The sequence below is a fragment of the Dehalobacter sp. DCM genome (assembly GCF_024972775.1).
Classification (GTDB): Bacteria; Bacillota; Desulfitobacteriia; order Desulfitobacteriales; family Syntrophobotulaceae; genus Dehalobacter.
On the sequence record NZ_CP092282.1, the window covers coordinates 3,524,801 to 3,538,236 of the forward strand.

Sequence of the window (13,436 nt, forward strand, 5' to 3'; positions counted from 1 at the left end):
ATGTTCCGATTCGGATGATTGATACATACCATATGATTTAACTTATTCTAATTCTGATTCTAGTTCTCCCAGCAGATCTTCAAATGCGCTGATGAGTCCGCCCATGATCGCATCCACTAATGCGTCATCCATGGTAATGGTCCAGCTATTATTATTCTTCACCAGAGTCACATCGATTGTTGTTGTTACCATTTGCTCCTCATTGGCAATGGCGTCAAATAGGAGCTGCTCTACCACCTGTAAAATTTCCTCATCAGTCAATTGTTCTTCTTCAGGCAATAATGACTGTTCCAACGCCAATTCAGCGACCGCATCGAGGTAGGCATCCAAGACGGCTGCGAAATCCGTATTGGTAATTTCTGCTGTTACGGTTGCTGTATCCCCGTTAATCGTTGTCGATACAATGTTGTCATCGAGATAGGCATAAAACAAAGCAATATTTTCATCTGTGATTGTGGCACTTGTTGCTTCATCCGAATTGATGAATTCATCGTAACTGAAATAGCGGTTTACAGTATCCTTATCCAGCGCTTTGATCGCATTCATTGCGTTGGCAAACGCTTCGTCGGGTTGCTCCAAAACGATACACGAATAGATCTGATTCAGAGCCAATGGCTTCACAACAGTGGTGCCGCCGACAGAATAAATTTTATTAATTTGTCCTACCTTACCTAATAAAAAGGTTTGTACGGAAGGGTCAATGCCGTTGCCGACGAGCAAAATGGCTTTACCCTGCTTAGCCGCTAACGCGGAACCTGCCAAGGCATCGGGGAAGTTGAGCCCGGTGGCAACAAAGAGGGTATCCGTCGCTTGACCAAGGCCATTGATAATGCTGACCGCTGTTTCATAACGATTATTTCCGCCATAACGGATTGGGTTCGGAAGCTTGGACTCCACTTGCGCGCTGATGACGCCAGTCCCGCCGGTAATAATCGTGTCGGTTACTTGCAGTGTCGATAAAGCGTCACTTGTCGCTGCCGGCAGGGAATTGGTTTCTGATAACAGAATCGGTACGCCGTTTTGCGCTGCCCAAGATGAAATCGCTAAGGCATCGGGGAAATTCTGCGCATAGGCGATAACAGCCTTCTTCGTCAGTAGTTTCTGATTTTCATGCAAATATTTGGCAATATTTGCGGAGGTTTCATAACGGTTGCCGCCAGTGATCCGCTCAACCGTATAGTCAATATCTAGATTCTCCTCAATTGCAGTGGATACCGCGCTAATACCGCCAAGAATATAGATCGTTTGCGCTTGGAGTCGTTCGATCTCCAGCGCTGTATCAGGAGATAATGTTTTACTGTTCGTTAAAAGAATCGGTGCATCATAGGCTGCTGCCAGGACAGCCCCAGCTAATGCATCCGGAAAATTGTTATCACGAACTAGGATAACGGCATTTGAGCCTGCATTCCATCCCTCTTTTGAAATTTCAATCGCAGTCAACGTCCGGTTATTCCCTGCGAGCCGTTGATTTTCAACTGTCTGGGCAGCGTATGCTGACAGCGGCATCGCAGGGATAGTGAATGTGAACACCAGTGCCATCGCGAGCAGGAACTTTAGCCAATTTCTTCGAAAACTCATTCTTTCTTCCTCCTAAAATAGTAAGTAAGTAAATAGTATATTAAAAAAGAATACTGAGAAGAATTATATAGCAAATCCTGTTTTACTTCCTTCTGAAATTATAGGAAAAAAGTCTAGCAAAGTTTGGTAATAACAAAAAAAGATGTTGCATTATACCAGGCAGCATCTATATTTAGAGTTTTTTATCCCTTTAGTGATTTTTTTATTATTACGCTGTTTTGTTTTATCTGATTCAACACATGACCGGCTGACCGGGGTAAAATACCCCTTTGTCAGCCGGTCGTTTTTTCGAATATTTCCAATATGAACGGAATATAAACGCATAGTATTGACAATAAGGACTGATCCACCATATTCTTAATTGACTATTCTTAATTTGACTATTCTTCTTGATTCGCTAACATTGTTAATTACCCATATTTAACCTGGGGGCATACGCTATGATTTTCTTTGGACATTTGGGACTAACCGGTTTGGCGGCTAAGGCAGCCGAGAAATCATTGGGGAAAATCACCATGGATTACCGCGTCGTCTTCATTGGATCCATTTTACCCGATGTGATCGATAAACCCATCGGCCGAATTCTCTTTGCTGAAACCTTCCAGACCGGCAGAGTATTTGCCCACACCCTACTGTTTATCGTGCTCTTATTGGGGATTGGAATCGTTCGTTATTATCTGTGTCGGAAAAATGGCTGGCTGGTACTTGCCGGAAGCTGTTTAATGCACGACGTCTTTGACGCCATGTGGCTGATTCCGCAGACATTTTATTGGCCGTTTTACGGTTTGGATTTTTATGCACCGCCGAACAGCGCCTGGATCAAAAGCGGCTTGCTCCGGCTAATAAGTGATCCGACGCTATACATTCCGGAAATTATCGGGTTTATCATTATCCTGTATTTTATCATAAAAATTATTGTCCGCCATCGGATTAACGTGTTCATAAAAAACGGTGTCCTCTAAAAAGGAATCGCCGTTTTTTGAAAGCCCGGACAGGTGATACCGTCGGCTTTCGGTCAGTTTAGGATAGCGAAAAAATAAGTGTGAGGAGTAGTATGTAATGAGTACATCCGTATTTGTTATCGGTCATAAAAATCCGGATTCGGATTCTGTTTGTTCGGCGATCGCTTATGCCGAGCTAAAAAAGAAAATGGGCATTGATGCCATTCCGGCCATACTGGGTGACATCAATCGCGAGACGGAATTCATTATTCGTTATTTTGGTGCAAAAATACCGGAACTCATCGGTACGGTAAAAACTCAGGTCTGTGATATCAATATGGATCAGGCCTTTCCGGTGTCTTCCGATATTTCAATCAAAACGGCATGGAATCTGATGAAACGAAACAACGTCAAAACCATACCGGTGGTGGATGAACACGAGAAGCTTCTGGGGATAGTCACCTTATCCGACATCACCAATAAGTACATGGACGCCATGGATAATAACATCATCGCTTCCACATCCACGACATTACGGAATATTGCCGAAACATTAAATGCCAAGCTTCTGTGCGGATCGCAAGAGGACTTTAAAACTACCGGCAAAGTGGTCGTCGCGGCACTGGATGCCTCCGCTTTGCAGTCATATATCGAAAGCGGCGATATTGTGATTACGGGCAACCAGGAGGTGCTTCAACTCAAGGCGCTGGATTCCGGAGCGAATTGTTTGATTATTACTTGCGGAGATACCCCGACACAGGCCGTATTGGAAAAAGCCTCCGGTTTAAAGAGTATCGTTATGACCACGCCCACCGATACGTTCACCTCCGCCCGTCTGGTCAATCAAAGTATTCCTATCGGCGCCATCATGACGGATCAGAATATTATCCTATTTGACATGGATGATTTTATCGACGATATCCAGGATAAGATGTTGAAAACTCGATATCGGAGTTATCCTGTTGTCGATGACAATCACCGCATTAAGGGGTTTATATCCCGGTATCACCTGATATCCCAACGCAAGAAAAAGGTGATCCTGGTCGACCATAATGAAAAGTCACAGGCCGTTGACGGCATTGAGGAAGCAGAGATTCTAGAAATTATTGATCATCACCGTTTAGGGGATATCCAAACTAACAGCCCTGTTTTCGTGCGCAATGAACCGGTTGGCAGTACGTCTACCATTGTTGCCAATATGTATTTCGAAATGGGATTCCGACCTTCAAAAACCATCGCTGGTATCCTTTGTTCGGCAATTTTATCCGACACCCTCAAATTTAAATCACCAACAAGCACCTATATTGACCGGATCACCGCAGAGAAACTCGCGGAAATTGCCCGAATCGCCAATATTGATGAATTTGCCTATCGGATGTTTAAGGAAGGGTCCTCACTGCAAGGAAAAACGGTCAAAGAGATTTTTTACCAGGACTTTAAAGAATTTAATTTTGGCAAATATAAAGTGGGGATTGGTCAAATATTTACTATGGATCGTGAAAAAATAGCGGAAATGGAAGAATCCCTTGTCACCTTCATGAAACAGCTCTGTATGGACAACGGCTATCACCTGTTGATGCTTTTTGTCACGGATATTATTAATCAAGCGTCAGAAGTATTTTTTGCCGGTGAAAAGAAGGAATTAATCGCCATGGCGTTTAATGTGGATCTCGGGGAAAACAGGGTCCACTTACCCGGTGTGGTATCCAGAAAGAAACAAGTCATTCCGCTGATTTCTGCTGCGGCTGATAGTCATTAGCAAAATGAAAAAATCCAACCACTAATATTTCTATTATTTGGAATTGAGAATAACAAGAAGTTATTTATTCATATCTTAACGCATCGATCGGGTCAAGTTTTGCTGCCCGGTTTGCCGGATACAGACCAAAAACCATACCGATGACTGCTGAAAAACAAAATGCAAACAGAATGGTTTTCACAGAAATAATAACCGGCATATTAAAGACAAGAGAAATGATTGCGCCGATGCCAATCCCCAAGATCATGCCGATGATCCCGCCGATCACGGATATTGTCGCGGATTCCACCAGAAACTGCAGCAATATATCCTGACGCCGGGCTCCGACTGCCATGCGCAGACCGATTTCCCGAGTGCGTTCCGTTATGGAAACGAGCATGATATTCATGATGCCGATACCGCCTACCAGTAACGCGATTCCTGCCAGAGCGCCGAAAACCGAGGTAATCACAGTCAGGATGGAACTATACATTTCCATTGTCTGTTCATTGGTTTGGGCCATGTATACTTTTTTCATTGAATGACGCATTTCCAAGAGATTAACACTTTGGCTGGTGGCCGATTGTAACTGTTCCTTACTTTTGACTCTCACGATAACCTGCTGAATTTCCTCAGTCCCATCCATATTCATCAGTGTCTTAAGCGGGATGTAAGCAACAGATTGCTGCATACCCATTAAGGAACCTGCAGGTTTCGTCACCCCACAGATTTCAAACGATACCCGGTTGATTTTCACGGTTTTGCCGACAGCTTGACTGCCGGAGCCGAATAACTCATCCGCCATGTCCTGGTCGATAACAGCCACTCGTCGACCGATCTGGTTTTCGGTTTCATTGAAAAAACGACCTTCATTGAATAATGTTGTTTGTATTTTAGTTAGATCAGAGCCCGTTCCGATCAAGGTGGCGTTTATTTTTTTACGCGGTGTTTGCAAAGCCGCCGAATAGGTCTGGTATTTGATGGGCACGACGAAGTCGATGCTATCGATAGAACGCGCTAGAAGCGTGCAGTCATCCAAGGTGAGTTTGCCCCGCTGTCCGTTGTCGTTGGCTGTTGCCATTAACGTAAAAGAGTTCGCTCCCGCTCCTTCGACTTGCTGCGTAATTGCTTTATTCATGCTTTGCCCCAACGTGACGATAATAATAACGACCATGACACCGATGATCATCCCCAGCATTGTCAGGGTCGAACGTAATTTGTTCACCCAGATCCCCTCCAGGGCTACAAGCAGCATTTCGGTAAACTTCATACCAACCCTCCTTGCTGCAGCCACTGCTCCAACAAATCCTGTGCATTCAGCGGAGCATCGACCATTTCATCACTGACCAGACGGCCATCGCGGAAATGGACGATCCGCCGGGCCAGCTGGGCAATGTCCGGCTCATGCGTAACCAGTACGATTGTACTGCCCTTAGCGTGCAGTTCTTGAAATAACGCCATGATTTCGTAGCTGGAAGCGCTATCCAGGTTACCTGTCGGTTCATCGGCTAGGACAATACTTGGTTTATTAATGATCGCCCGCGCAATTGCTACCCGTTGTTTCTGACCGCCGGACATTTCATTGGGTCGGTGATTGGCATGACTTATCAAGCCCACCTGTTCCAGCGCTTCAGCAGCACGTTTTTGTCTTTCTTTGCTGCTGACACCGGCGTATAAAAGCGGCAGTTCCACATTGCGCAAAGCACTTAATCTAGGCATTAGATTAAAATTCTGAAAAACAAAACCTATTTTGCAATTGCGTACCATCGCCAATTGATACTCATCCAGTCTCCGGGTATCCACATGATCTAAATGAAAGTTTCCTCCCGTCGGACGATCCAATAAGCCGAGGATATTCATCAGGGTGGATTTTCCTGATCCGGACGGTCCCATGACGGCTACAAATTCGCCGTCCGCAATATGCAAGTCGACTTCTTTAAGGGCTGTAAACGAAACACTTCCGGTTTTGTAGACTTTATGCAAATTATTAATTTCTATCATTTTACTCGGACCCTGCTTCCATCCTTAAGCTGATCGGAAGGACTGAGTATAACCTGTTCGCCCTTGCTCACCCCAGATTTGATCTCCATGGTGAGGCCATTGCTGATACCGGTTTCCACCGCTGTGAGATGCGCAACGCTATCCTTGATGATATAGACACTGTCGCCCCCATCGGCATCGATTAATGCTTCGACCGGAACGACCAGTGCCGTCCTGTCGGCGGTAGTGATTTCCAGATCAACATTGGATCCCGGGAACAACATCGAACCACTATCGATACTGATGATGACCGGAAGGCAGGTATCCATTTGGTTATTGGTGACTTTATTGATAAGCTCCAACCCCACCTGGACGACCTTGCCCTGATATTTTTCCCCAGGATAAGCATTTCCGCTGAATGTTACCGCTTGCCCCACTTTTATTTTCTTCGCCTCGCTCTCGGTAACACTGGCCTGTATATGAAGCGTCGACAAATTGCCAATCGTTAGGAGCTGGGTTGCCACAGTAATTTGATCACCCGTATTGACAGCAATGGACAATACTTGCCCGTCCCGGGGGCAAATCAGGCCGTTTCTGCCGACTTGGTTTTCAATTGCTTCTAATTGAAGTCTCGCTGAATCAACATTGGCTTGAAGCGATTTCAGCTTAGCCGGGGCGGCAGCCTGCGCCCGTTTTAGATCTTCCTGTGCTTTGGAATACGTGAGCTGGCTGAGATCGTAATCAGATTGGGCTTTATCCAGTTCTGCCTGGCTGGCTCCATCTATCTGAAAAAGCTCCTTCATTAATGTCAGGTTTTTTTTATTCTGGTTATAGGTGCTTTCAGCTTGAACAAGGGCAGACTGAGCTGCTGCCACTTCAGTCGACTGATTACCGGAACCAGCTTGGTAAAGTGCTGCCTCGGCCGAAGCTAGGCTGGCCCGCGCTGCCGCCAGTCTCTGATCCGCATCTGGGATGTCAAGAATCATGAGAACCTGTCCGGCTTTTACTTTATCACCCATTTTCACTTTAACATCGCTGACAGTGCCACTGACTTCACTGAGAACCGTTTCCCGGTTAGAAGTAAACACAGTGCCTGAGGCCGGTACGGTTTCCACTAAATGTTCTTCGGTTGCTGCGGTCGCGGAAACCTTGACAACATCTATATTATTCACCCGATAAATGTTGACAGCAACCAGGATAATGACCAGTATGACCGCTGCCAAGATAACGATTTTCTTCTTGGGACGGCGTTTCTTCCGGCTTTTCTCTGGTATCATATATGTTTCTTCTATTCCTATCGGTGTTCCCACGCAGTGTATCTTCCCTTCTCCATTCTGTTATACAGCCGCTCTGCCGCCTACTAAGGTACTGATAACGACAAACACAATCCAGATAACGCCAATATAGATCGCCAGGCCGCGGGGTTTCTTTTTCATCGCAATGGCTCCGCCGAGAATAAACAGGATTATGCCCCAAATACTAAACAGTTCTATTCTCTGAAGCACTCTGTAAAGAAAATTTGTCGTATCTGCCGTTCCCATAAATATGGCCAGGCTTGTCGTCACCTTCATCGCTGATTCATAACCGAGCGTTTTGATCAGTACCGTGGTAATAATTCCCAGTATAGTCCCGGGGATCCCGGAAAAAACAGCAACAGCAAATAATTGTTTAAATCGGGCTTCTCCCAGACTGAGATGATTATAAAGGGCCAAAATGGCAGCTTGGATTAGCCAGGTTACCGGCAAGGCAAGCGCTCCGCCAACAACCGCACCGATCATGATAATATTCATACTCATAGCAATTTGATCCGGTGTCGAACCGCTTTGAAGAAGTACTTTTTCCGTCATGGCCTTTGTCTCCGGAATAATGGCTAAAACGGATAGAACAGTAATAACGATGAGAATCAGTGCCAGCCATAAAAAACGCGGATCCTGTGCAATTGCCGTAAAGGCTTTGCGCGGTGACGTTATGACCTTGATACACTTTTCCCCAAGTGACATTTTTACTGCATCACCTGTTTCGTTGCCTGTTTCCATGTTATTATCATCTCTTGTTTCTTTTAAGTCTAAATCATCCATAGTGCACTCTCTCCCATTATCAAAATCTATAAAACTGTCAATTGTTACCTATTCTACACCATCGTCTATTATCCTCTCACCCATGAAATTTTCAGTCCAAATTATCAGGCACATTTCAGAATTAAATTTACCTTCCAAACCGACAGCGCATTTGTCCAGACCGTATTAGTTATCTTATTTTATCGGTTATCGGAACCGTTCGTTGGATTATCGAAAGAAGCATTTATCAAAAACGGCGTCCCTCTAGAAAGAGATCGCCGTTTATAATTGATGGTGTCATTAATTGGGGACTTTCACTTATTTTCGGCGTAAGACCATAGCTACAAAATTCATATATTTCCCTGCACCGGCCGCCATGGATTTGCGATCACCGACAGCATAGTCATTGTCACAGGCCAGCCAATCATTTCTACACATTCATATCCCTTTTCTGATACGCTCCATACGTCACAACCACGAGCAGGGCAATGATCACCAGCGACAGGATCAAAAATACCGGTTCGAAACCGCCGCCATTCAAGAGCTGGTCTGCCTTGAAATATTCAAATGGCGTAATATATCTTAACGGGCCGAGGCTGCTGTTGATATTAATCGCCGACGAAATAACGAAAGTAACAAGCAGAATGGCCGTCGAGACGGAGGCAGCGGATTTCGGACGTTTACTTACGGAAGCTGTCGCTGTTCCGATAAATAAGAATATAAGCTGTACCATGAACATGCCAACCATGAGTATTCCGATTTCACCTGTAATATCTTCGCCCTTGGCGTACTTCCCCATTAGCGCCACCGAAAAGATCAGGGTCACCAGGTTGAAGACAATCACATTCAATAGCGAAGCCAATAATTTTGCCGTAACTATTTTTGCTCTGGAGACAGGCTTCACCAGCAAAAATTCCGTCGTTTTATCCCTTTCTTCCTTGGCAATGATATTGGCGCCCAGCAACGAAGCGTGGACCGTCGCCAATAAAAGAAGATACAAATAGAGCATGCCGTAAAAGCCGCTGACTTGGGTCAGGTCGAAATTGCCCATCCCCAATACCGCTTTGATCGAACTGGGGATCTGCGACAGTAATTCATTCATGGATTGGCCCGTTTCGGCATAAGCGGTAAACTTGCCGATTGAGGAGACGATCATTAAGAAGATAGCGATGCTCCATATGATCAATGCTTTTCGATGCGCTTTTAATTCTCTCCAGAATATATTCATCGTCTTCCCTCCTCACACTGCGTGGATATCTTTCCTCAGGTAGACCTGGTAGCTGGCAATGATGGCGATTATGGTCACGGCGATGCCTGTCGCGAGAAACGGTGATTCATAAGCGGCGTGTTCAATGATATACACCGGATCAAAATACCGAAACGGCGAAAAATACCGCACGGTTTCTTCACCAAGAATCGATCCCAGGGAACCTAAAATGTAGAACCCGAAAACCGTACTCAGCGATACGGAGATCACCGACTTAATCTTACCGATCACGGAAATCATCATTCCCAGCGCCAGGAAGATTAATTGGACAAAGAACAAGGTCAGCGAAATCAGCACGAATACTCTGGAATTAAACGTACCGACAATGGTGTTCGCTGCTAAAAGCGTCAATCCCAGATAGAGGATATTGGTAATGACCAAAGCAGAAAATGCGGCCAGCAGCTTTGCGGTCATGATCCCCTTGCGGCTAACGGGTTTCGTCATCAAAAAATCTGCTGTCTTATCGCGTACCTCTTTGGAAACGATAGCCGTTCCGAGATTCATCGCCTGAACAGCCCCACATAAAACCACAAAGGAAAAAACAAATGAATAAAACCCTTCCAGGGTAGAAATGCTGTCAACCAAAATGTTGAAACCCTTTTTAATCACATCGGGCATGTTATTGAGAAACGCCCTGAAACTTTCAATGTCATGGCCGAGCCCTTTAAAAAGAGAAATATACGCCACTGCCTGAAGAGTCATAGCACATGCCCAAATGATGATCGATTTCCGATAGGCCCTCAGTTCATGCAGATAGATATTCATGATCATCAGGCCTCCTTTTCATAATAATGGATGAAAATTTCCTCCAAGCTCGGCTCCTCGATTAAGATATTGGTTATTTCTACCGCCGAAAGCTTTTTCATGATAAGGTTGAGATTGCCCTTGAACAAAAAGCTCACTTTCTTACCATCTATCTCCAGGTTATTGATACCGCTAAGTTCGAAGTAATCTTTGTCCATTTCCTCTTTCATGTCAATTTTGAATTTCTTGTAATTATTTTCCGTCAAATCACTGATCTTTTCCAGCCGGATAATTTTGCCGTCTTTAATGATGGCCACACGGCTGCACAGCTTTTGGACCTCGCTTAAGACATGGGAGGATAAAAGAATGGTAGCCCCTTTCTTGTTTTCTTCCCGCAGCAGTTCAAAGAATTTCTGCTGCATCAGCGGATCGAGACCGCTGGTTGGCTCATCCAAGATAATCAGTTTGGGTTCGTGGAGCAGCCCCTGAATGATGCCGACTTTCTTTTTGTTGCCGAAAGATAAATCATCAATTTTCTTTTTTAGATCCAAATCCATGATTTCTGCCAGTTCGTTGATTCGCTTACTGCAATCCTTTTTATAAAAACTCGCCGCATATTTCAGAAGATCGATGACCTTCATTTTGTCATAATAAAATACTTCCGAGGGTAAATAACCGACTTCCTTGGCGATTTCCGGAGCATACTTAATGCAATCCTTGCCAAAGATAGTCGCGCTGCCGCTGGTGGGATAAATCAAAGACAGCAGCGTCCGGATCGTGGTGGACTTCCCGGCCCCATTCGGCCCGATAAAGCCAAAAATCTCACCTTCCTCCACAGTGAAACTGACATTTTCGATTCCCCTGGACTTGCCGTAGTATTTGGTCAAATTCTTGATTTCGATCACGTTCACGGCGATACCCTCCCCGTAATACAAATTACACTGTTACATCAGATTATATTCTACATACGTCTTTATATCAAAATAAACTTTCGCGATCCGTGTCAGTTATTTCAAGAGCTTTCCCCACTCTGCCGGTTTAAACCCAACTAGCACCATATCGCCGCTGACAAAAATCGGACGCTTTACAAGCATACCGTCGCTGGCCAACAATGCGTACTGCTCGGCTTCACCTAAGCTGGGAATCCTCTCAGCTAACCGGTTGGAACGATATGCCTGCCCGCTGGTATTACTTCATTCCGTTCACTCCTTTTTTAGTAACCCTGTAAAATTCCATGGTATAATTACCTTAATATCCTGCTCGATTACCTAATTATATCACATCGGCGTAACATCCTTTAGATAAACGCTGTGTCTAAAAATAGCTTATTTGATATGATGCGGAGGTACTGAACAATGATTGAAATTCCGGAAAGTACGACCATTGCCAGACAGTTGAATGACACGGTGCGCGGCAGAACGATCCGCAGCGTCACCGCGAACGCCTCTCCTCATAAGTTTGCGTTTTATCACGGTGACCCGGTAGATTACAGCACATTACTAGGCCATCAGGTCATTGGGGACAGCTTCGGTATCGGAGCGATGATTGAAATCACCGCCGGCGAGCGGCGTATTGTCCTCGGCGACGGGGCTAACCTGCGTTATTATACTGACCAGAATCAGGTGCCGCCGAAACACCAGCTCCTAGTCGACCTGGACGACGGAAGTGCCCTTGTCTGCTCGGTTCAGATGTACGGAGCAATTCTTGTGTTTATGGACGGCGATTATGATAATAAATACTATCGGGTTGCCCACGAAAAACCGCTGCCCCTTACGGACACCTTCGACAGCGCTTACTTTTATGCGCTACGAACCACCGGTACGGATAAGCTGTCCGTCAAAGCCTTTCTCGCTACAGAGCAGCGCATCCCCGGCCTCGGGAACGGCGTACTGCAGGATATTTTGTTTTATGCCGGCATCCATCCCAAGCGTAAAATAGGTACACTGTCCGAGGAAGAGTATGCGAGGTTGTTCCAAGCCGTCAAAGAAACCCTTAGTGAAATGACCCGACTGGGAGGCCGCGACACCGAAAAGGATCTGTTTGGCAACGCCGGCGGATACACAACTATTCTCAGTAAAAACACGGTCGGCAAGCCCTGCCCTGTTTGCGGCAGTGAAATAAAAAAAGCCGCCTACATGGGCGGCGCGATCTACTGGTGTTCCGTGTGTCAATTGATTACATAAACATAGCTGGTAAATAAGAGAAATCAATGTTTTTGCGAACCAAAACTGCCCAGGCCGGAGAAGGCTTAAGGCAGTTTTTTAACGTCCATCGATAGTGAATAGTTCAGCCAAAGGTATCTGTAAGTCGGGAAATACAGCCGATTGAATCGTATCGTCCAGCTGGTGGCTTACAGGGTAATTGATTTCTCTATCGTTGGAAAAAGCGTATTGAAGAATGCTTTTGTTTTCCAGATTGACAATCCAATATTCCAAAACTCCGCTTTTCATATAGAGATTCAATTTGGCCACCAGATCTTTGCTCCGGGTGGACGGCGACAAGACTTCAACCACCAGGGTCGGTATACCCTCATACTTGTTCTTGTCATTCACCTTGTCTTCATCGCAGATGACGACGACATCCGGCTGAACAACATTCGGATCTTCCTCGAACTTAGTGGCATAACCAAAAAGTCGGATATCCAACGGCGCAGTTAAGGACCGGCAAGGTTTCCCCTTAAAACAGTTATAAAACTGACCTGATATTTCGTTGACAACCACCTGATGCGTAAAGGAGGGTGAAGCCAACAGATAAATCTCACCGTCGATCAGTTCATAGCGTTGGTCAGAGGATTCCACCAGCTCCATATATTCTTCATAGCTAACTTTTTTGGTCGGGTGATACTTCTTTGCTTCTTCATGGACCAGATAATAGTCCGGTTCGGTATAGCGAATAAGCTTGGCCACACTCTTGCCGTTTTTGGTAATAATAATATCTTCCTTCTCCACCAGCGCAAGATATTTACCAAAGGCATTTTGCATATCCGTGGTGTTAATGCGCATTCCATCACCTTCGTTCCAGAGTCTTAACTAGATATTATTATAACAAATATTAGCTATAATAACAATTAAATTATAGCTAATACATTACCCTTCGATGTCTATTCGATTTCAATTCATTCTTCGTAACAT

General features: G+C 45.1%; 12 protein-coding genes and 1 pseudogene. 3 read left to right on the top strand and 10 right to left on the bottom strand.

Annotated elements, in window-relative coordinates; genetic code table 11:
- Positions 1-42: 42 nt before the first annotated feature.
- The gene (locus LPY66_RS16380) at positions 43-1,578 is read right to left on the bottom strand and encodes a cell wall-binding repeat-containing protein (RefSeq protein ID WP_337985322.1); all 1,536 of its coding nucleotides are present in this window, start codon (positions 1,576-1,578) and stop codon (positions 43-45) included.
- Between the two features lie 440 nt (positions 1,579-2,018).
- Here LPY66_RS16380 and LPY66_RS16385 point away from each other — a divergent pair, with 440 nt between their 5' ends.
- Both LPY66_RS16385 and LPY66_RS16390 read left to right on the top strand, forming a co-directional pair.
- The gene (locus LPY66_RS16385; RefSeq protein WP_337985323.1) at positions 2,019-2,540 is read left to right on the top strand and encodes a metal-dependent hydrolase; all 522 of its coding nucleotides are present in this window, start codon (positions 2,019-2,021) and stop codon (positions 2,538-2,540) included.
- Between the two features lie 97 nt (positions 2,541-2,637).
- Entirely contained in the window at positions 2,638-4,278 is a 1,641-nt protein-coding gene (locus LPY66_RS16390) for a putative manganese-dependent inorganic diphosphatase (RefSeq protein ID WP_337985324.1), read from the top strand.
- 64 nt (positions 4,279-4,342) lie between these two features.
- Here LPY66_RS16390 and LPY66_RS16395 read toward each other — a convergent pair whose 3' ends face one another.
- From LPY66_RS16395 to LPY66_RS16430, 8 genes and pseudogenes are all read right to left on the bottom strand, one after another.
- On the bottom strand, positions 4,343-5,527 hold the full coding sequence (locus LPY66_RS16395; RefSeq protein WP_337985325.1) for an ABC transporter permease: 1,185 nt from the start codon (positions 5,525-5,527) through the stop codon (positions 4,343-4,345).
- Positions 5,524-6,258 carry an ABC transporter ATP-binding protein gene (locus tag LPY66_RS16400; RefSeq protein WP_337985326.1) on the bottom strand — a complete coding sequence of 245 codons (735 nt, stop codon included), beginning with the start codon at positions 6,256-6,258 and terminating at the stop codon, positions 5,524-5,526. Before LPY66_RS16400 ends, LPY66_RS16395 begins: the two co-directional genes overlap by 4 nt.
- Positions 6,255-7,547, bottom strand: coding sequence for an efflux RND transporter periplasmic adaptor subunit (locus LPY66_RS16405; protein ID WP_337985327.1), 1,293 nt, complete (start codon positions 7,545-7,547; stop codon positions 6,255-6,257). Before LPY66_RS16405 ends, LPY66_RS16400 begins: the two co-directional genes overlap by 4 nt.
- 27 nt (positions 7,548-7,574) lie before the next feature.
- Positions 7,575-8,315: a Yip1 family protein gene (locus LPY66_RS16410; protein WP_337985328.1), complete on the bottom strand. Its 741-nt coding sequence runs from the start codon at positions 8,313-8,315 to the stop codon at positions 7,575-7,577.
- 409 nt (positions 8,316-8,724) lie between these two features.
- Positions 8,725-9,522 carry an ABC transporter permease subunit gene (locus tag LPY66_RS16415; protein WP_337985329.1) on the bottom strand — a complete coding sequence of 266 codons (798 nt, stop codon included), beginning with the start codon at positions 9,520-9,522 and terminating at the stop codon, positions 8,725-8,727.
- A 12-nt stretch (positions 9,523-9,534) separates the two neighbouring features.
- Positions 9,535-10,326: an ABC transporter permease gene (locus LPY66_RS16420; protein ID WP_337985330.1), complete on the bottom strand. Its 792-nt coding sequence runs from the start codon at positions 10,324-10,326 to the stop codon at positions 9,535-9,537.
- Positions 10,327-10,331: 5 nt separating this feature from the next.
- Entirely contained in the window at positions 10,332-11,216 is an 885-nt protein-coding gene (locus tag LPY66_RS16425; protein ID WP_337985331.1) for an ABC transporter ATP-binding protein, read from the bottom strand.
- Positions 11,217-11,312: 96 nt separating this feature from the next.
- Positions 11,313-11,483 (bottom strand): annotated as a pseudogene (locus tag LPY66_RS16430) (ArsC/Spx/MgsR family protein); the annotation flags it as partial.
- 177 nt (positions 11,484-11,660) lie between these two features.
- Here LPY66_RS16430 and LPY66_RS16435 point away from each other — a divergent pair.
- The gene (locus tag LPY66_RS16435) at positions 11,661-12,488 is read left to right on the top strand and encodes an endonuclease VIII (RefSeq protein WP_337985332.1); all 828 of its coding nucleotides are present in this window, start codon (positions 11,661-11,663) and stop codon (positions 12,486-12,488) included.
- A 78-nt stretch (positions 12,489-12,566) separates the two neighbouring features.
- Here LPY66_RS16435 and LPY66_RS16440 read toward each other — a convergent pair whose 3' ends face one another.
- Positions 12,567-13,307: a type II toxin-antitoxin system prevent-host-death family antitoxin gene (locus tag LPY66_RS16440; protein WP_337985333.1), complete on the bottom strand. Its 741-nt coding sequence runs from the start codon at positions 13,305-13,307 to the stop codon at positions 12,567-12,569.
- Between the last annotated feature and the right edge of the window lie 129 nt (positions 13,308-13,436).